Here is a 20712-nt window from a genome sequence, read left to right as displayed (position 1 = left end):
GATGAGCACTCTATGGAATGCAGCGCTTCCCTTGCTGGCGCTGGCGCTGTTGCCGGCCGCGGTCAACGCGGCAGTTAGCCCGCCGGCCGGCAAAGGACAATATCTGGCCACCGCCGGCGACTGCGTGGCCTGCCACACCGCGGCCGGCGGCAAGCCGTTTACCGGCGGGCTGAAAATGTCCACGCCGCTGGGGGCGATTTACTCCACGAATATTACGCCGGACAAAGACACCGGTATAGGCGACTACCGCTATGAGGATTTTGCCAAAGCGGTGCGCGAAGGCGTGGCGAAGGACGGCCATCACCTCTACCCGGCCATGCCTTATACCGCGTTCGCCAGGATTAATGATGAAGATATGCACGCGCTGTATGATTTTTTTATGCAGCAGGTGCCGGCGGTGAAGCAGGCCAATCGCGACAGCGATATCCCCTGGCCGCTGAATATGCGCTGGCCGCTGGCGGCCTGGAACTGGGTATTTCATGATGATGATGCGTTCAAGCCGGACCGCGGCCAAAGCGAAGAGTGGAACCGGGGCGCCTATCTGGTGCAGGGGCTGGAGCATTGCGGCACCTGCCATACGCCGCGCGGCATCGCGTTCCAGGAGAAGGCGCTGGATCAGTCCGACGACGCCTACCTGACCGGCGGCACGCTGGAGGGCTGGCATGCGCCCAATCTTACCGGTACGGGCAAAGACGGCCTGGGGCGCTGGTCGGCGGATGAGCTGGCGATGTTCCTGAAAACCGGCCATACCGATACCAGCGCGGCCTTCGGCTCCATGACGGATGTGGTGGAACACAGTACGCAATACCTGAATGACGCGGATTTGCGGGCGATGGCGGTCTATCTTAAATCGTTGCGGCCGTCCGCCGCGGCGCCGGCGCCGTACGCGAATGATGTCACTTCCGCGGCGCTTATCCGGGGCGATATGAGCAAACCGGGGGCGCAGGAATATATGGACAACTGCGCCGCCTGCCACCGTATCGACGGCCGGGGTTATGCCAAAACTTTCCCGGCGCTGGCGCGCAATCCGGTCGTGTTGAGCGACGATCCGTCGTCGTTAATCAGCATCGTTTTGCATGGCGGTAAAATGGCGGTCACCAGGGATGCCGTGACGGGCCTGACCATGCCGGACTTCGGCTGGCGCCTGGACGACAAACAGGCGGCGGATCTGCTCAGCTTTATCCGCGGCGCCTGGGGCAATGACGCGCCGGCGGTGAGTGCCAACGCGGTGGCAAAACTGCGCCACGCGACGTCGACGGTGGAGCGCAAGGACCCCAATAAGGCCAATGAGCCGAATACCGGACAGGCGCATCAGTAACGCGTTTAGCCTCCGCGCCAGGCGTACGCGGGTGCCGCGTACGCCCGTCCCTCCCGGCCGGCGGCGCGCCGTCAGACCCAGAAAATAAGCGCCAGCAGCTGCGGCGACAGAATGCGCAGGAACATCACCATCGGGTAAACCGTGGCATAGGAAAGCGCCGCCGCGCCGCTGGTGCCATGCAGGGCGTTGGCGAAAGCCAGCGCCGGCGGGTCGGTCATCGAGCCGGCAAGCATGCCGCAAAGGGTGAGATAGTTCATCCCGAACACCACGCGCGCCAGCAGGCCGACGCCTAGCAGCGGAACGGCGGTGATGATGATCCCGTAGCCCAGCCACGACAGGCCGTCGCCCTGGATCAGCGTGTGCACGAAACCGCCGCCGGATTTAAGGCCCACCACCGAGAGAAACAGCACGATGCCCAGCTCGCGCAGCGCCAGGTTAGCGCTGGGCGGCATAAACCAATAGAGTTTGCCGATACTGCCGATGCGTCCCAGGATAATCGCCACCACCAGCGGTCCCCCGGCCAGGCCGAGGCGCAGCGCGGCGGGAAAGCCCGGTACGTACAGCGGCAGCGAGCCCAGCAATACGCCCAAACCGATGCCGATAAACACCGGCAGCATCTGCACCTGCTGCAATTTTTGCCGTGCGTTGCCCACCAGCGCGGCCACGGCATTGATTGCCTCCGCCCGGCCCACCAGGTTGAGGATATCGCCGAACTGCAGACTGGCATGGCTGCCGGCCACCAGTTCCACCCCGGCGCGGTTCAGGCGGGAAACCACCACATCGTATTTCTGTTTAAAATTCAGGTCGCGGATCTTTTTGCCCAGGACTTTTTCGTTGGTGACCACCACCCGCTCCATGCGCAGGTCGGTGCCCTGCATGGACAGCGACGTGTCCACCTGCTGGCCGATCACCAGGCGCGCTTTCTCCAGATCGCTTTTCAACCCCACCAGGTGCAGCAAATCGTCCTGTTGAATCAGGGTGGTCGGCAGCGGGACAATCAGGCTCTCGCCGCGCTTTAAGCGCGAACAGACGATTTCGCTGCTGTTGAGCACCGGTACCTCTTGCATCGCCAGCCCTTCGAGATTGGCGTTGACGACACGGATATTCATGGTCTGCAGCTGGGCGTGGCCGGCGCCGCTGGCGCTATCGAATTGTTCCGCCTCGCGCTCGACATTGATGCGCAATGCAAAGCGAATAAACCACATGGTCAGCAGGATGCCGCAGATGCCGAAGGGGTAGGCCATGGCGTAGCCCATGCCCATCTGGTTAATCTGGGCGGGACCGGTGCCGAGATCGGTGAGAATTTGCTGACCGGCGCCGAGGGCCGGCGTATTGGTTATCGCGCCGGCAAACACGCCGAGCACCACGGGCAGGGGGACGTTAAACGCTTTATGGATCAGGGCCGCGAGCAGCATCCCCAACACCACCACCAGCATGGCGAAAAGATTGAGCCGCAGGCCGGAGACGCGTAATGAGGAGAAAAATCCCGGCCCGACCTGGATGCCGATGGTATACACAAATAGGATAAGCCCGAATTCCTGGATAAAATTCAGCATATCGCCGTTCAGGCTCAGTCCCGCCGTATGGGCGAAATGGCCGACGATAATGCCGCCGAACAGCACGCCGCCGATACCCAAACCCACGCCGTATATACGCCAGTTACCTATCCATAACCCTATCACCGCCACCAGTGCCAGCATACTGACCGTCAGTGCTATATCGCTCATTGCCGCATCCCTGGAAAATCATGAGGTTGTTGTCGGGTATTCTGGCAGAGGCGTGGCGAAGGAAATGAGGTAAAGAGCACAAAACATCAAGCTATATGAACCACGGGTGATAGTTGCGTCTATTGATTATCGAGCTCATCTTCCAGCCTGCGGCAGCCTGGTTCATGACCTGATCGCATAGCGGTTCGCCTTATGAATTTGATTGCACCGGATTGAGAAGATACATTAAGAGAAAAATGTTCAGCGATTGTCGGCCGCAGCATAGACATCATCGTTATCGCGCTTGCCTATAGCGATGACAGCAACAGGATTTCCTTATCATTAACTTCATAAACCAGCCGGTAGCCGCTGGCCCGGAGTTTAATTTTATAACGGTTGCTGCTGCAATGCAGCTGAGCTGAAGGTACATGCGGCTGCATAAGGCGCTCGGCAAGTTTCTTTTTAAACTGATCCCGCACGGTATTACCCAGTTTGTGCCACTCCTTTAGCGCCCGCTTTTCAAATTTTAATTCATAATTCATCGAGTTTTACGCTGATAAACTCAGGGTCAACCAAACGCTCATCAGCAATCCGGTTTAACTCGTCATCTTCCGCCAGTTCCCGATAATAAGCGTAAAGCTCGGGGGGGACGCAGTAAAACGCGGGCTCATTATGGTTTAGGATAGCCACTGCGTTGCCTCTGCCGTCGGCGACCGTCCCCATCGGGTTACGTTTTAGCTCAGTAATACTGGCGGCGGTAGAGGTCAAAATTGTAAAGGTCATTTTTAGTCTCCTGTTAGCTTCGCTTGTTTTAAGTCTTTTAAAGGTGCTTTTCAAGGCGCCTCTAAACACACTTCTAAGAGCGACCCTACCTGTTTAAATAATGGTGGTTTGCATCAATTTCAATCTCATCCGCTTATACCGTCTTTGGGACTGGTGATATTGAAAACCCTGCGGGACAGTGGCGTGGTCCCGCGCATACGGACGTTCGTCGAGCGGGAATCGGCAAAGGTATCTGGACGCGTGATAGTGGTCTTTACCTGTACGGCAGGTCTTATCGCGTCAATTTGCTTGATTGATAACACCGAAGGGGATATGCACGGAGGGAACAACCGCGCTGGCGGTCAGAAGATATGGAGACCGATCATCGAAAAAAATGTGTGGTTTCAGTACCCCTCATACCTTGCCTTTTTCAATACCGCCGAGAAAGAATGCGTCATTTGCCATCACGCCCCAGCTCTTCAACGTGTTTAAGGCGCGTTCATGTGATGGCGCATTCCTGGCGGTGACTATGGAAATTCTCAGGCGATTTTCATAACCCGGATGTAGAATCTTATACTTTTCTTCCACGGATTGAATTTTCGCCATCCTGACAAGAAATTCCTTTAAGGGGCTAGGATTGTGCGGCTGCATGACGTTTTTGACTTTGGAACTCGTGAAATTTCCGGTATTCTTCCTCTCCCTGGCTTTTGAATACCGCGTCGGACCCTGTCAAATCAAAAACAGCGCTCGAGTAGACGCCAATAACATGACGATGCCCAAGATCGTAGGCCATTCAATTTTCCTCAGTTTTATTCTCCCCTGAGACCTGAGACTGCCTTTAAGCTTGCCGCCCGGCGCATCAGGATCTCGCGCCGGCGGTTTGCGCCACCAGTACCTGGATGCCCAAGGCTTCGAAAGCGGCTTTTGCGTCGGAGGTAATGCCGCTGTCGGTAATCAGATAATGAATCTTGCGCCATTCACAGGGCAGGGCGAACATCGAGACCTTATCGATCTTGGTGGAGTCCGCCACCACAAATACCGTATTGGCCGAATTGATCATCGCCGTTTTCACTTTGATGTCCGTTTCGCTGGGATAGCTCAGCCCGGCGCGCGGTGAAATACAGGCGGTGGCCAGGAACAGTTTTTCCGCCAGCATATTTTCGAAAAAGCTGGCGGCTTTCTCGCCGGAAGTCGACAGGGTGGGAAATTTAAAGGTACCGCCGGTCAACAGGATATTCACCCCCGGCTCGCCGCCTAATTGCAGGGCGATATTGACGGCGGTGGTGATGACCGACAGCTTTTTGATATGGTTCAGATGATTGGCGATAGCCGTGGTGGTGGTGCCCGCATCCAGGATAATGGTGTCGCCCGGCTCGATAAAACTGGCCGCCAATTGCCCGATGGCGTCTTTTTCGCCAAGCTGGGTCTGGCGCGCCAGCAGCAGCGCGTGGGTATTCTGCTTGCCGTCCAGCAGCGTCGCGCCGCCGTGGTAGCGTTGAATATAGCCTTGCTGCTGCAGCACGCGTAAGTCTGAACGGATCGTCGCTTCGGTCAGGTCAAAGGTATCGGTAAGCATTTTCACCGACACGGTGCCGTCTTCTTTTATCATTTCCAGTATTTTGCTGCGGCGATGCTGCATATCAGCCCACTGCTCATTTTTGCTTTTCAATCATGATACTCCTATCGGTATTTCATCCCCCGAGGCTTACCGGCAAATAGTAACGTCGCGCGCAGGCGAAAGCGAGTTGCGGCGGTTGTCTTTTTTTTGATTTTCATTCGAAAATGAACAGGAAAAAGATAGCTAAAAAATCCTACATTTCAGCAGGTTAATCAGGGTCAATTTTGCCATCAAATTTATAACCCGCTGAAAAACAAGCTTATGTCATCATATTCAGTTTTTGTTTGAAACCTGATCCTGGCCTCATAAATGATCAAAATGACAATATATAGTTTTATTCGAAAATGAATTAAAACACCCCCGCGCGCGAAAATCGCCATCATTTACCGGCTGTGACGACGGCCTTTCACCCATGGAGACCCGTGATGAACGATAATCAGTATGACGTCAATCTGCGCTATGGCGTGGACCCAGCGCAATCGCTGGCCGGCAAGGTGGCGGTGGTCGCCGGCGGCCTGGGCGGCATCGCCATGGCCGCCAATCGCATGATGCTGGCGAAAGGCGCGACGCTGGCGCTGCTTTATCCGACGTTCGACAGCGCGGGCAAAGCCGCGGCGGTGGCGGAATTGGGCGAGGACCGGGTCAGCTATATCGAATGCGATGTCGGCGACCCGGCGCAGGTCACGCAGGCGTTTGACCAGGTGGAGCAGCGCCGGGGCCAGATCGATATCCTGGTGAACTGCGCCGGTTACGTACAGCTGGAGCCGGCAATCGACACCGCCTTCGACCAATGGCAACAACATCTGGCGGTAAACCTGACCGGTCCGTTCCTGTGCGCGCAGGCCGCCGCCCGCAGCATGATAGCCCGCGGCCGCGGCGGGAAGATCATCAATATCGCCTCCCAGGCCGCCTCCATCGCCATCGATAATCATTGCGCCTATACCTCGGCCAAAGCCGGCCTGCTGGGCATGACCAAGGTGATGGCGAAAGAGTGGGCGCCGCACCGCATTAACGTCAATACCCTGTCGCCCACCGTCGTATTGACGCCCATGGGCGAGAAAGCCTGGCGCGGGGAGAAAGGGGAGCAGATGAAAAAATTAATCCCGCTGGGACGCTTTGCCTATACCGACGAAATCGCCGCCGCCATCGTGTTTTTCGCCAGCAACGGCAGCGACATGATTACCGGCGCGGATCTGATGATTGACGGCGGGTTTACCATTTGGTAATCGGCGCGCCGGAGGACGAATTCAGGCCAACCACGTTGTGCACCCGTTGTACCCACGGTAAAAAAAAACAATGACCACGAGAGACCTTATCATGAAAAAATATCTTACCCTGTTCGCCCTCATGGCGGGTTGTTATCTGCCGCACGCCCTCGCCGCCGAGAAAGGCACCATCGCCATCTTGGTCAATTCCCTTGATAACCCCTATTACTCCGCCGAGGCCAAAGGCGCCGAAGCCAAAGCGCAGGCGATGGGCTACAAAACCCTGGTGCTGTCCCACGGCGAGGATGTGAAACGCCAGGGGGAACTGATAAGCCTGGTTATCGGGCGTAAAGTGCAGGGCATCATTCTGGATAACGCCGACTCGCAGGCAAGCGTAGCGGCGGTAAAACAGGCTAAGGACGCCGGCGTGCCGGTGGTGCTTATCAACCGGGAAATCCCGGTGGACGGCGTGGCGCTGGCGCAGATCACCCACAATAACTTCCAGGCCGGCTCCGATGTGGCCAATGAATTCGTCGAAAAAATGGGAGAAAAAGGCAGTTATGCCGAATTGACCTGCAACCTGGCCGACAACAATTGCGTGACGCGTTCAAAATCTTTTCACAATGTCATCGACCAGTATCCGGAGATGAAAATGATTGCCCGCCAGGACGCCAAAGGCAACCTGCTTGAAGGGAAACGTATCATGGACAGTATCTTACAGGCCCACCCCGATATCAAAGGCGTGATATCCGGCAACGGTCCGGTGGCGCTGGGGGCGATAGCGGCGCTCAAAGCCGCGGGCCGTAAAGATGTCACCGTGGTCGGCATTGACGGCAGCAACGATGAACGCGACGCCATCAAGGCCGGTGATCTTTATGCCAGCGTCATGCTCCAGGCACAGGCCATCGCCTCCCAGGGCGTGGAAATCCTTGACCAGTATCTGCAAAAAGGCAGCTATAGCGGTAAGGAACGCATCATGTTCCGCGGCATTCTGATTAAACAGAACAACGCCGATAAAGTGAACGGTTTTAATTATCAGCAATAACGACGGCGATCGTCACCGATGTGTATCGCGCCCCGTGGCTGCGCGGGGCGCGTAAGGAGATAAAACGGATGTCAACGCGCATGCTATGGGCGGTGCTGGTTGCCGTGGCGTTATCCGGCTGCCGCATCGTGTCGGAGCGGCAGCTGGCGGAGCTGAAAAACCCGCCGAACGCCAATGTAGCCAAGGCGGCACAGTTATTCGACCAGAAAATCGCTCCCCAGGTGATCGCCTCCGCCAGGCCGTTGGGCAGCCTGCTGACGCAAATCGGCCATGCCAAGGATTTTGACGCCGCCTGCCAGCAGTTCGGCTACCGCAGCCAGGAAGAAAATCCCTGCGTGTTTGCCGTCTCGGTGACCGGCGCCATCAGCGAGGTGAATACCGCCTCCCGCAACGGTCAGATAGTGATAAAGAGCGACGACGCGGCCGGGGAAGTCAACGTGCAGATTGGCCCGACCTTTCGCGGCACCGATTTGCGCGACAGCTATCGCGGGCTGAGTTATGCCGACTTTAACGATCAGAATCTGTTTGGTGATTTTAGCAAGGCCATTAACCAGCAGGCCATCAACACCGTGGCGAAACAGACCTTTGCCGTCGGCGGCAAAGTAACGGTGTACGGGGTGTTCAGCGCCTTTGATACGCCGCAACCGCCGCTGCTCATCACGCCGGTTAAGATTACGCAATAAGGAGAGCGCCATGGCAAACCCCCGCACCGCCGCCGCCGAACCCCGGTCCCATTATGTCAACGATCGGGTTACGCCGCGCGCCTCCCTGCGCCAGGGCGCGCCGGTCATTATCGAAACCCGCGGCGTATCGCGGCTCTATCCGGGCGTGGTGGCGCTCGATAATGTTGATTATCGGGTCTACCGCAACCAGGTTAACGTGCTGATCGGTGAAAACGGCGCCGGTAAATCCACCATGATGAAAATGCTGGCCGGCGTCGAAACCCCCACCAGCGGTCAAATCCTGCTCGACGGCCAGCCGGTGGCGCTCGGCTCCACCCATCAGGCGGAAAAACTGGGCATCAGCATTATTTTCCAGGAACTGAATCTGTTTCCCAACATGACGGTAATGGACAATATTTTTATCGGCAACGAGTTTTTCCAGCGCGGCCGCATCAATGTGGCTTACCAGTATCAGTTGGCGAAGGCGCTGCTCGAACGCCTGGAGCTGGATGTCGATCCGCTCACGCCGCTGGAGGAGCTGGCGATCGGCCACCAGCAGTTGGTGGAGATCGCCCGCGCGCTGTCAAAAGACACACGGGTGCTTATCATGGACGAACCGACGTCGGCGCTGAGCCAGTCCGAGGTCAAGGTGCTGTTCAACGTTATCGAACAGCTTAAGCGCCGCGGCGTCACCATTATCTATATCTCCCATCGGCTGGAGGAACTGATGGCCATCGGCGATCGCATTACGGTCTTGCGCGACGGCAAATTCGTCGCCGAGCGCGCAATCGCCCAGGCGAGCATCCCCTGGATCATCGCCAGCATGGTGGGGGAAAAAGCCAAGCATTTTGATTACAGCCCGGCGGTGAAAGGGGAGGAGGTCCTGGCGGCCCGCGGCCTGACGCTGCTGCATCAAAATGGCGGCTACGCCCTTAACGGCGTCGGTTTGACCCTGCACCGGGGGGAAGTGGTGGGCGTGTATGGGCTGCTGGGCGCCGGGCGCACTGAGCTGTTCAAGACGCTGCTCGGCGTGTTTAAACCCGATGCCGGCGAGATAACCCTCGGCGGCCGGCGCATCGAACACCTTTCGTTCCGCCGGCGCCTGGCGCTGGGCATGGCGCTGGTGCCCGAGGACCGGCAGGCGGAAGGATTGGTGCAGTTGCTGTCGATCAAAGCCAATATGACCCTCTCCAGTTTGCGCAGCAAACGCTTTTGGCAAACGCTGCTGCCGATCCGCAATGACAAGGAGTCCGGTGCGGTGCGGCGGATGATCGATACGCTGGCCATCAAAGTCAGCGATGTCGATCTGTCGGTCACCTCCCTGAGCGGGGGCAACCAGCAAAAGGTGGTGCTGGGCAAAGCCTTGCTGACCCAGCCGCAGGTGGTATTCCTCGACGAACCCACCCGCGGCATCGACGTGGGGGCGAAAACCGATGTGTATCATTTGATCGGCGCCATGGCGCAGCAGGGACTGGCCGTGATGTTCTCCTCGTCCGAACTGGACGAAGTGATGCAACTGGCGGACCGGGTCATTGTCATGGCCGACGGTAAAATCACCGCCGACCTGCCGCGCGCCGGGGTAAACCGGGAAACGCTTATCCGCGCTTCGACGCCTCATGATTAAGGACAGGTTATGCAAAGCCGAAAATATCTCGTTTATATGTATTTGCTCAAGGCGCGTACCTTTATCGCCCTGCTAATCGTCATCGGCTTTTTCAGCGCCATGGTGCCGAACTTTATCACCACCTCGAACCTGCTGATTATGACGCAGCATGTCGCCATCACCGGCCTGCTGGCGGTGGGCATGACGCTTGTGATCCTCACCGGCGGCATCGATCTGTCGGTCGGCGCGGTGGCCGGGATGTGCGGCATGATCGGCGGCGCGCTGCTCACCCTCGGCATCCCGCTATGGGGCGACAACCTGTTGTTTTTAAACGTGGTGGAGACAATTATCGTGGTGGCGCTTGCCGGTACGGTCATCGGCGCGATCAACGGCGTGGTGATCACCCGGCTGGGGGTGGCGCCCTTTATCTGCACCCTGGGCATGATGTATGTGGCGCGTGGCGCGGCGCTGCTCACCACCGACGGCAAAACCTTTCCCAACCTGTCGGGCCTGGCGGCCCTGGGCAATACCGGCTTCGCCACGCTGGGTTCCGGCACCCTGCTGGGTGTGTATAACCCGATCTGGCTGATGATCGCCATCGTATTGCTGGGCATGTACCTGACTAAAAAAACGCCGCTGGGACGCTATATCTACGCCATCGGCGGCAACGAGCCGGCGGCGCGCCTGGCCGGCGTGCCCATCGTGAAAGTGAAGATTTTCGTCTATGCCTTCTCCGGCCTGTGCGCCGCCCTGGTGGGACTGGTGGTGGCCTCGCAATTGCAAACCGCCCATCCGATGACCGGCAACATGTTCGAGATGGACGCCATCGGCGCCACGGTGCTCGGCGGCACGGCGCTATCCGGCGGACGCGGGCGGGTGTTCGGTTCCATTATCGGCGCTTTTGTCATCGTGTTTCTTGCCGACGGCCTGGTGATGATGGGCGTCAGCGAATTCTGGCAAATGGTGATCAAGGGCCTGGTGATCGTCACCGCCGTGGTAATCGATCAGTTCCAGCAGCGGCTGCAAAGCAAGGTCACGCTGATGCGCCGCCACGAAAAAAAGCAGCAGGCGGCGCAGCAGGCGATGTCTGAGGCCAGCCATGGCTAAGCGCCGCGCCGGCTGAACGCGCGGATCCATTCCGGCGCGCGGAGGATGTCGTCGCCAACAACGTGGAGATAACATGATGAAACGAGATTTCAGTGGTAAAACCGTGGTGATTACCGGCGCCTGTCGCGGCATCGGCGCCGGCATCGCCGAACGTTTCGCCCGCGACGGCGCCAATCTGGTGATGGTCTCGGACGCCGAACGGATATTCGCCACCGCCGATCGGCTGCGGCAACAGTACGGCGCGGACATTTTACCGTTGCGGGTCGACGTGACCGACGAGGCGCAGGTGCGGGATCTGTACCGGCAGGCGCTGGAGAAATTCGGCGCGGTGGAGGTGTCCATCCAGAACGCGGGCGTCATCACCATCGATTATTTTGATTCGATGCCGAAAAGCGATTTTGAGCGCATATTGGCAGTAAATACCACCGGCGTATGGTTATGCTGCCGCGAGGCGGCGAAAATCATGGTGAAACAGCGGTACGGCAGCCTGATCAATACCTCCTCCGGCCAGGGACGGCAGGGGTTTATCTATACGCCGCACTATGCCGCCAGCAAAATGGGGGTCATCGGCATCACCCAAAGCCTGGCCCATGAACTGGCGCCGCATAATATTACGGTCAATGCGTTTTGCCCCGGCATTATTGAAAGCGAGATGTGGGAGTATAACGACCGGGTCTGGGGCGAAATCCTCAGTACCGACCAAAAGCGCTACGGTAAAGGCGAACTGATGGCGGAGTGGGTACGCGGCATTCCATTGAAACGGGCCGGGCAGCCGGCGGACGTCGCCGGATTGGTGGCGTTTTTAGCCTCCGACGACGCCCGCTACCTGACCGGGCAAACCATTAATATCGACGGCGGCCTGATCATGTCCTGACCGCGGCGGCGGCATGAACAAAAATGTTCATGAGGTGAATTGATTGCATCACCAGACGGCGGCATGATGCTAAAGCCCGGCACCGGTGTTAACCGGGCGGTCTTTCAGCACAGGTGTCCATGCGCATGGCGAAAATCAACACAGCAATGATTGAACAGATACTGGCCCTGGTCGGCGGCCGGAATAATATCGCGGTTTGCGGCCACTGCATGACGCGGCTGCGGCTCACGTTGAAAGACAGCGCGCGCGTCGATGGCGCGGCGCTGAAAAAAATCGCCGGCGTGCTGGGGGTGATCGAGGGGGATGATCAGTTACAGATCGTGCTCGGCCCCGGCAAGGCGCAAACCGCGGCGGATATCATGAATGCTGCGCTAAGCCGCGTGGAGCCGCAGGCCGACGAGGGCGCAGGCGATCTCATCACTATCGCCGCGCAGAATAAAAGGCAGCTCAAATCGCGCCAGAGCGGCGCCCTGCATCACTTTTTCACCCGCTTCGCCACCATCTTCACGCCGCTTATACCCGGCTTTATCGCCGCCGGATTACTGCTGGGGATCGCCACCCTGCTGGAGCAAAGCCTGATTATCGGGGTTGCGTCGCCCAATGCCTGGCTTATCGGCATCATCGGTTATATGAAAGTATTCAGTAAAGGCCTGTTCGCTTTTTTGAGCATCCTGATAGGCCATAACGCCCAAAAGGCGTTTGGCGGCACGGGAGTGAACGGCGCCATTATCGCCTCGCTGTTTGTCCTGGGCTACGTCCCGGACGCCAGGGTCGGGTATTATTCCGGTATCGACAGCTTCTTTGGCCTGCCCATCGATCCCAGGGGCAGCATTATCGGCGTGCTGATCGCCACCATCATGGGCGCCTGGGTCGAGCGCAGGGTGCGCAGGGTGATGCCCGATAATCTGGATATGATTCTGACCCCCGTCATCACCCTGCTGATCATGGGGGCGGTGACCTTTGTGGTGATCATGCCGGCCGGCGGGGCGCTGTATAAGGGCATGTCATGGCTGTTTCTGCACCTGAACGGCAACCCGTTCGGCAGCGCCGTCCTGGCGGGCCTGTTCCTGCTTGCGGTGATGTTCGGCATTCACCAGGGTTTTGTCCCGGTTTATTTCGCCCTGATGGATGCCCAGGGGTTTAATTCGCTGTTTCCAATCCTGGCCATGGCCGGCGGGGGACAGGTGGGGGCGGCAATGGCGCTGTACGTCAGGGCGAAAACGGGTTCGCTGCTGCGCGCCCAGATCAAGGGCGCCATTATCCCGGGCATCCTCGGCGTTGGCGAGCCCCTGATCTACGGCGTCACGCTGCCCAGGGTAAAACCTTTTGTCACCGCCTGTCTTGGCGGCGCCGTCGGCGGGTTCTTCCTGGGCGCCGTCGCCTATCTGGGATTACCGGTCGGCCTCAATACCGTTTTTGGTCCTTCCGGTATCCTGACCATCCCGCTGATGACGTCCGCGCAGGGCATCTATGCCGGGATGATGGTCTATAGCGCCGGGCTGCTGGTGTCCTATGCCGCCGGCTTTATCATCACCTGGCTCTGCGGCAGCAAAAACGTTGATTTGAGTTAATTCCCCCGCCGCGGCGTCCCGCCGATGTGCGCTTTGTGACGAAACATTTGTCGGCAGGTGGGGGGAATGCGCGCATAACGCCCAGCATCGATAAATAATGTGGCATAATGGCGTCAATCTGGGCATAAAGAGATAATGGATAATGCTACTAATCAGTGCGGCAAAAGGTATCGGGCTGCGCAAGAATATTGCGCCGGTCATTCCCTCAAGCGCTGAAATAGGGTACAAGGCTGCATGAAAATTCCAAATAGAATCCAACCGCTGGTGGATGACGGTCTGATAGACTCAGTGGTCCGTCGCCTGCGCAGCGGCAAAGAGGCCGACGTTTACACCGTGTTATGCGGTGAAGAGATTCGTTGCGCCAAAGTTTACAAAGAAGCCACGCAACGCAGCTTTAAACAGGCCGTGCAATATCAGGAAGGGCGCAAAGTCCGTAACAGCCGCAACGCGCGCGCGATGCAAAAAGGCTCGAAGTTCGGACGCAAACAGCAGGAAGACTCCTGGCAGACGGCGGAAGTCAATGCGCTGTTCCGCCTGGCGCAAGCCGGCGTGCGCGTACCTCAGCCCTATATTTGCCTGGACGGCGTACTGCTGATGGAGCTTATCACCGACGCCGAGGGCGTGGTCGCGCCGCGTTTGAGCGACGTGATCCTGACGGAAGAAGAGGCGGTGGCCGATTTCGCCGTCATGATCCGCAATATCGTGCGGATGCTGTGCGCGGGTATCGTCCACGGGGATTTATCCGAATTTAACGTGCTGATGGATGCCGACGGGCCGGTGATTATCGATCTGCCCCAGGCCGTCGATGCCGCGGCGAACAATCTTGCCGCCGCGATGTTCGGGCGCGATGTAAATAATATGACCGAATACTACGGACGGTTCGCGCCGCGGTTGCTGGAAACCCGCTATGCGAAGGAAATCTGGGCATTATATGAAGACGGTAAATTGACCCCGGAAACCCTCCTGACCGGGCAGTTCGCCGAAGATACCCATAAAGCCGACGTCGATTCGTTGCTTGATGAAATCATCGCCGCCGAATATGAATATTATGACCGGCAGCGGGCACAAAAAGAGCGCGATTTGTAGAATCAACGTGAACGGCCGCCAAAATACTCTGCGTAAATCACTTTTTACCCCTGTCTTTAGTTAAAGTATCAGTAACACTGATAGGGATGGGGAGTATCGCTACAAATGGATGTACTCAGATTCTTGCTGCGCCTGCCTTTTATACTGATAAAGGGCCTGTTGCGCGCGCTGACTTTTCTCCTGGGTCTGCTCGGCCGCATCATGAAACCGTTAGTCGGCAATATCCACTGGCGCGCCCCTGCCTGGTGGACGGCGCTGTCCCGTGGACTCAAGCGCGGCGTCGGGCATATGGAACGCGGGGCGGATAGACACCCGCTCGCCGTCAGCCTGTCGATTCTGGTCTTGCTGTGCGCCGCGGGCGCGGCCGTTTACGGCTGGCACTGGTGGCTGAACCGGCCGCAACTCATCGAATCGGCGCCGATGGTGCCTGAGCAAACCAGCGTCAGCGTCAGCGGCCCGGAAGCGGTGAATTACGCGGCGCAAAAAGCCGCGCCGCAGCAGGCTATCTTCAATTTCAGCAACGCCGCCGCGCCGCTGAGCGATGTCGGCAAGGTCGTCGCAAAAGGCATTGCGCTCAAACCGGCCGTCGCCGGCGAGTGGCGATGGGTGAACGACCATAGGTTAGTCTTCACGCCGAAAAATCCGCTGCCGATGGGCGCCGGATATGAAGTGAATTTCACCCCGGACGTCCTGCTCGCGCCGCAAACCACGCTGGCGACCAGGCGGTACGCCTTCAGCGCGCCGGCGTTCGGCTATCAGCTTGGCGAAGCCGAGTATTTTCAGGACCCGCAGGATGCGCAAAAACGCAGCGCGATTTTTAACGTTCAGTTCAACGCGCCGGTGGATGCCGCCAGTTTCGAAACACGGATTGCCCTGGATCTGCTCGAAGGTAACGCCAAGTCCGGGTCGAAACTGCGTTATTCCGTGGTCTATGACCAGAAAAAGCTCAACGCCTGGGTGCACTCCGAACCGCTGCAACCCTGGATCACGGCGGTTCGGTGCGTATCGCCATCGGCGCGGGCGTGAAAGCCGCGGTGCCGTCCAATGCCACCGCGCAGCCCGGCGGCGCGACGGTTTCCGTGCCGACGCTCTACAGCCTGGCGGTTAAAGAGGCCAGCGCGCAGATCGTTGATGCCGATGGCGCCAGCAGCCAGCGCGCGTTGATTCTAGCCTTCAGCGATGCGGTAAAGGATAAAGACCTGCGCCGCGCGGTGAAAGTCTGGCTGCTGCCGCAGCACAATCCAAACGATCGAGACGCCGCCGCCGGCCCGGATGACTACGCCAACTGGGAGATCGGGAACGTTGAAAATAACGTGCTCGCGCAGTCCTCGCCCGTGGATGTCCAGCTTAATGACGCCGAAAACGAGTTCCAGCCGCAGTTCAGCTTTCGTTTCGATGCCCCGGCGCACCGCGCCATGCTGGTGGAAATCGACAACGTTCTGGTTTCTGCCGGCGGCTATAAAATGCCGGAAAAAGTCTACCGTGTCGTACCGGTGCCGGAGTATCCCAAATCCCTGCAATTTGTGTCGCAAGGCTCGCTGCTGTCGGTGAACGGCGACAGGCAAATCAGCTTAGCCGCGCGTAACGTGCCGGGATTGCGTCTCGATATCAAACGGGTGATTCCCAGCCAGCTACAGCACATTGTGTCGTTCAAGAGCCGGCAGTATTCATCGGCGGATTTCAACCGCCTGAATGATGAGTATTTTACCGAGCGCTTTACCTATCAGGCGGCGGTGAACAGCGGCCATCCGGGGGAGGTAAATTATCAGGGCGTTGATCTCTCCCGTTATCTTTCCACCGATCCGCGCTCGCATCGCGGCGTCTTCCTGCTGACGCTTACGGAGTGGGATCCCAACAAAAAGCAGGCGACGCCGGCCGCTGACGACGGCAACCCGTACCAGGACGATGACCAGCACGAAGAGGAGGCCGCGGCGGGGGATTCGCGCTTTGTGGTCGTCACCGATCTGGGCATTATCGCCAAGCGCGCGCAGGATAAAACCCGCGACGTATTTGTGCAGTCGATTCATAGCGGTACGCCGGTCGCCAACGCCAAGGTGTCGGTTATCGCCAAAAACGGCGTCACGCTGCTGAGCCGGACCACCGGCGCCGACGGCCACGTGCGTTTTCCCGCGCTGGATGTCTACACCAGCGAGCGCGCGCCGGTCATGTTTCTGGTGGAAAAAGAGGGCGATGTGTCCTTCCTGCCGGCCGATAGCAACAATGACCGCGGTCTCGACTTCTCGCGCTTTGACGTCGACGGGGAAGAAACCCCGACCGATCCGCGTACGCTGAACAGCTATTTGTTCTCCGATCGCGGCGTTTATCGCCCGGGGGAGACCTTTCATATCGGCCTGATTACCCGTGCCGCCGACTGGGGCATCGGCTTGGCCGGCGTGCCGGTGCGCGCTGAAATCCACGATCCGCGCGACAAGCTGATGAGCACCATTCCGCTGACGCTGGGCGCCGGCGGTTTCAACGAGCTGAGTTATACCACCGACGATAATTCCCCGACCGGCGAATGGAATGTCTATCTGTATCTGATCGGCAAAGACGACGCGTCGTCGACGCTGCTGGGGCATACCGCGGTGAACGTGAAAGCGTTCGAGCCGGATCAGTTGCAAGTGAAACTACAGCTGACGCCGGATCGCCGGCAGGGCTGGGTCAAACCCTCGGAACTGCGGGCCAATGTCGATGTGCAGAACCTGTTCGGGACCCCGGCGCAGGATCGGCGCGTCACGTCGAAACTGACGCTGCGCCCGATGTATCCGAGCTTTGATCAATACCCGGACTACGCGTTCTACGAAGATCGCCAGAACAGCGATGGGTTTGAGACCGCGCTGGAGGACCGCCAGACCGACGCAAACGGCGCGGCGGCTATTCCGCTGGATCTAACGTCATACGCCGACGCGACCTATCAACTGCAACTGCTAGCGGAAGCCTTTGTGGCCGGCGGCGGCCGTTCCGTCGCGGCCACGGCGCGCGTTCTGGTGTCGCCGTACGATTACCTGGTCGGGGTGAAGGCGGACGGCGATTTGGGCTACATCAATCGTGACGCCGTCCGTCATCTGAATATCATCGCCGTCGACCCTTCGCTCCGGCGGATCGCGCCGCCGGCGTTGAAAGCCGCGCTGATCGAGCAGAAATACATTTCCGTGCTGACCCGGCAGGATTCCGGCGTCTATAAATATCAATCGAAAATGAAGGAAGTGCGGCTGTCTGAACAGCCGCTGGCGCTGACCGAGCAGGGCGCCGATCTCAAACTTGCCACCGGCCGGCCGGGCGACTTTGTGCTGGTGATTGAAGACGCGCGGGGCAAGGCGCTGAACCGCATCGCCTATAGCGTCGCCGGCAACGCCAACCTTAGCCGCGCCCTGGATCGCAACGCGGAACTGACGCTGAAGCTGAACCAGGCGGAATACGCGGCGGGGGAGGACATCGAGGTGTCGATTAACGCGCCGTACACCGGCAGCGGGCTGATAACCATTGAAAAAGACAAAGTCTACAGCTGGCAGTGGTTCCATACCGATACCACCAGTTCGGTGCAGAAAATCCGCGTTCCGGCGGGCATGGAGGGTAACGGCTACATCAACGTGCAGTTTGTGCGTGATGTGAATTCCAATGAAATCTTTATGAGCCCGCTGAGCTACGGCGTCATGCCGTTTAAAATCAGCACCAAGGCGCGTCAGAACAGCCTCGGTGTCGCGGTGCCGGCAGTGATTAAACCGGGCGAAAACCTGGCGATGACGGTGTCTACCGACGGCCCGCAGCAGGTTGCGCTGTTCGCCGTCGACGAGGGCATTTTGCAGGTGGCGCGTTATCGCCTGAAGGATCCGCTCGAGTATTTCTTCAGCAAACGTGAGCTGGGCGTTAAGAGCGCGCAAATCCTCGACCTGATCCTGCCGGAGTTCAGCAAGCTGATGCAACTGGCGGCCGCGCCGGGCGGTGACGGCGGCGAAGGACTGGATCTTAACGTCAATCCGTTCAAACGTCAGCGCGACAAGCCGGTGGCGTATTGGTCCGGCATTACCGACGTGAACGGCGAGAAGCGATTTGATTATCAGGTGCCGGATTACTTCAACGGCAAAATCCGCGTAATGGCGATTTCCGTAACGCCGGATAAAATCGGTAAAGCGCAAACCTCGGCCGTCGTGCGCGACAACGTCATCATGACGCCGAATGTCCCGGCGATGGTGGCCCCGGGCGATGAATTTGATGTCAGCGTCGGCGTCAGCAATAACCTCGAAGGACTGAACGGCAAAACTGCGGCGATTGCGGTGCATCTCACGGTTCCGCCGCAGATGAGCGTGGTCGGCGGCGCGGATCGCGACCTCCAGCTTGCCGAAAAACACGAAGGCGCCATCAGCTTCCGCCTGCGCGCCAATGCCGTTCCGGGCGATGCGCCGCTGGTGTTTGACGCCCAGGTGCGGGATGACGCCGGTACCGGCAAAGCCAGCCGCCGCACGCTCAGTATCTCGGTGCGTCCGGCCATGCCATTTCGCACCCAGTCCATCATGGGACGCATGAGCGGCCGCAGCCAGGATATCGCCGGTTTGCGCCGGATGTTCGATGCTTACGCGGTGCGTAAAGCGGCGGTCTCCAATTCGCCGCTGGTGCTGGCCAGCGGGTTGTCGCAATATCTGGCGGATTATCCGTATTATTGTTCCGAGCAGATCGTCAGCCGCTCGATTCCGCTGATTCTCGCGGGCGCGCACCCGGAAATCAACGGCAATCAAAGCCAGGCGGAAAACGGTAAGCAGTTGAAAAACATGCTGGCGGTGCTGCGTTCGCGCCAAAACGGCAGCGGCGCGATCGGCATGTGGCGCTCGTCGCCGGAAACCGATCCGTTCGTAACCCCGTATGTGGTGCAAGCCCTGCTGGAAGCGAGAGACGCGGGATATGCCTTGCCGGACGGTATGCTGGACGAGGCGAACGCGGCGCTGCGCGCGCTGGCCGCCAACCAGCATGACGACTTGTATACTCTGCGCCTGCGCGCGTGGGCGTCCTATCTGCTGACCCGGCAGGGGGAAATCACCACCAGTTCGCTGGCGTCGGTACAGGACGCTTTACAGCAGCGGTACCCCGACAGCTGGAAAACCGACCTCGGCGCGCTGTATCTGGCGTCGGCTTATCGCCTGCTGAAAATGGACGATGAAGCCAATGCGCTGTTGCAGCCGACCTGGACGCAACTGGGCAACGCATATGGAAAAGCCTGGTGGACCCAGGCTTATTTCGACCCGTTGGTACAGGACGCGACGCGACTGTATCTCATCACCCGTCACTTCCCGGAAAAAGTGTCCTCGATTCCGCCGCAGGTGCTGGAAAATATGATCAGGGCGCTGAAGGAGGAGCGCTACACCACCTATTCATCGGCGATGAGTATTCTGGCGCTGGAGAGTTACTCCGCGCAGGTGGCGGCACAGGCCACGGCACCGGGCGCGCTGAAAATCACGCAAATCAGCGCGGATAAACAGGTCGGGCCCAAGCTGATTTCCAGCATGCAGGGGTGGCTGGCCAAAGGCGATTTTACCGCCGATGCGCAAGCGATTCGCGTTGAAAATGGTCATGACGCGCCGGCCTGGTATGTGGTGACGCAGGCCGGCTACGATCTGGCCGCGCCGGAAAAAGCCATAGCGCGCGGCCTGGAAATCACCCGCAGTTACACCGATGACCAGGGCAAGCCGGTAACCCGGGTAACGCTGGGACAGACGGTAAGCGTGCATCTGAACATACGCGCCAACGCCAAAGAAGGGCAAAGCAATCTGGCGATTGTCGATTTGCTGCCGGGCGGATTTGAAGTGGTGCAGCAAACGCCGCCGGAACCGGCGTCCGGCCAGGGCGATGGGGACGCCGACGAGAACGGCGAGGCCAACGCGCCGCCGTCCTGGCAATCGCCGCTGGCGGCCTCCGGGTCCACCTGGGCGCCGGATTACAGCGATATCCGCGAAGATCGTGTCGTTATTTACGGCAGCGCCGGCCCCGTTGCGCAGGAGTTTGTCTATCAGATCAAAGCCACCAACACCGGCAGCTTTGTCATCCCGCCGGCTTATGGCGAGGCCATGTATGATCGTGACGTCCAGGCGCTGTCCGTCGGCGGCCAAAAACTGCTGGTCGGCGCGGCGGCTAAACAATAATATGCCGCGGTCAGCGCCCCGCCA

General features: G+C 58.9%; 13 protein-coding genes and 3 pseudogenes. 10 read left to right on the top strand and 6 right to left on the bottom strand.

Annotated elements, in window-relative coordinates:
* The first annotated feature begins 1 nt into the window (after position 1).
* Positions 2-1318, top strand: coding sequence for a c-type cytochrome (locus tag ACL2XQ_RS16195; protein ID WP_413739436.1), 1317 nt, complete (start codon positions 2-4; stop codon positions 1316-1318).
* A 71-nt stretch (positions 1319-1389) separates the two neighbouring features.
* Here ACL2XQ_RS16195 and ACL2XQ_RS16190 read toward each other — a convergent pair whose 3' ends face one another.
* From ACL2XQ_RS16190 to ACL2XQ_RS16165, 6 genes and pseudogenes are all read right to left on the bottom strand, one after another.
* Complete coding sequence (locus ACL2XQ_RS16190; protein WP_410014510.1) at positions 1390-3045, bottom strand: putative transporter; 1656 nt, start codon at positions 3043-3045, stop codon at positions 1390-1392.
* A gap of 240 nt (positions 3046-3285) precedes the next feature.
* Positions 3286-3566 (bottom strand): annotated as a pseudogene (locus ACL2XQ_RS16185) (type II toxin-antitoxin system RelE family toxin).
* Positions 3556-3807, bottom strand: coding sequence for a type II toxin-antitoxin system Phd/YefM family antitoxin (locus tag ACL2XQ_RS16180; protein ID WP_413739435.1), 252 nt, complete (start codon positions 3805-3807; stop codon positions 3556-3558). The pseudogene ACL2XQ_RS16185 and the gene ACL2XQ_RS16180 overlap by 11 nt, the downstream one beginning before the upstream one ends.
* Before the next feature lie 279 nt (positions 3808-4086).
* Positions 4087-4437, bottom strand: a pseudogene (locus ACL2XQ_RS16175) (5'-nucleotidase).
* Positions 4418-4579, bottom strand: coding sequence for a 5'-nucleotidase (locus ACL2XQ_RS16170; protein WP_413739434.1), 162 nt, complete (start codon positions 4577-4579; stop codon positions 4418-4420). Before ACL2XQ_RS16170 ends, ACL2XQ_RS16175 begins: the two are co-directional and overlap by 20 nt.
* A 66-nt stretch (positions 4580-4645) precedes the next feature.
* The gene (locus tag ACL2XQ_RS16165) at positions 4646-5455 is read right to left on the bottom strand and encodes a DeoR/GlpR family DNA-binding transcription regulator (protein ID WP_410014512.1); all 810 of its coding nucleotides are present in this window, start codon (positions 5453-5455) and stop codon (positions 4646-4648) included.
* 374 nt (positions 5456-5829) lie between these two features.
* Here ACL2XQ_RS16165 and ACL2XQ_RS16160 point away from each other — a divergent pair, with 374 nt between their 5' ends.
* The 9 genes and pseudogenes from ACL2XQ_RS16160 (at position 5830) to ACL2XQ_RS16120 (ending at position 20688) form a co-directional block, all read left to right on the top strand.
* Positions 5830-6630: a GolD/DthD family dehydrogenase gene (locus tag ACL2XQ_RS16160; protein ID WP_413739433.1), complete on the top strand. Its 801-nt coding sequence runs from the start codon at positions 5830-5832 to the stop codon at positions 6628-6630.
* Between the two features lie 91 nt (positions 6631-6721).
* Positions 6722-7654: a D-ribose ABC transporter substrate-binding protein gene (locus ACL2XQ_RS16155; RefSeq protein ID WP_413729877.1), complete on the top strand. Its 933-nt coding sequence runs from the start codon at positions 6722-6724 to the stop codon at positions 7652-7654.
* Positions 7655-7722: 68 nt separating this feature from the next.
* On the top strand, positions 7723-8337 hold the full coding sequence (locus ACL2XQ_RS16150) for a DUF2291 family protein (protein ID WP_413729878.1): 615 nt from the start codon (positions 7723-7725) through the stop codon (positions 8335-8337).
* Between the two features lie 10 nt (positions 8338-8347).
* The gene (locus tag ACL2XQ_RS16145) at positions 8348-9940 is read left to right on the top strand and encodes a sugar ABC transporter ATP-binding protein (protein WP_413739432.1); all 1593 of its coding nucleotides are present in this window, start codon (positions 8348-8350) and stop codon (positions 9938-9940) included.
* Between the two features lie 9 nt (positions 9941-9949).
* Positions 9950-11026 carry an ABC transporter permease gene (locus ACL2XQ_RS16140; RefSeq protein WP_410014516.1) on the top strand — a complete coding sequence of 359 codons (1077 nt, stop codon included), beginning with the start codon at positions 9950-9952 and terminating at the stop codon, positions 11024-11026.
* A gap of 76 nt (positions 11027-11102) precedes the next feature.
* Positions 11103-11900: an SDR family oxidoreductase gene (locus ACL2XQ_RS16135; RefSeq protein ID WP_413723464.1), complete on the top strand. Its 798-nt coding sequence runs from the start codon at positions 11103-11105 to the stop codon at positions 11898-11900.
* Between the two features lie 125 nt (positions 11901-12025).
* The gene (gene murP / locus ACL2XQ_RS16130) at positions 12026-13471 is read left to right on the top strand and encodes a PTS N-acetylmuramic acid transporter subunit IIBC (protein ID WP_413732511.1); all 1446 of its coding nucleotides are present in this window, start codon (positions 12026-12028) and stop codon (positions 13469-13471) included.
* Between the two features lie 234 nt (positions 13472-13705).
* A complete protein-coding gene (locus ACL2XQ_RS16125; RefSeq protein WP_410014518.1) occupies positions 13706-14557 on the top strand; it encodes a PA4780 family RIO1-like protein kinase in 852 nt (283 codons plus the stop codon).
* Positions 14558-14662: 105 nt separating this feature from the next.
* Positions 14663-20688, top strand: a pseudogene (locus tag ACL2XQ_RS16120) (alpha-2-macroglobulin family protein).
* Positions 20689-20712 lie beyond the last annotated feature (24 nt).

It is taken from the genome of Sodalis sp. RH14 (assembly GCF_047324285.1).
Classification (GTDB): Bacteria; Pseudomonadota; Gammaproteobacteria; order Enterobacterales; family Enterobacteriaceae; genus Acerihabitans.
The sequence above is the reverse complement of the archived record's forward strand: the minus strand, read 5'-3'. Positions and strand labels throughout refer to the sequence as shown.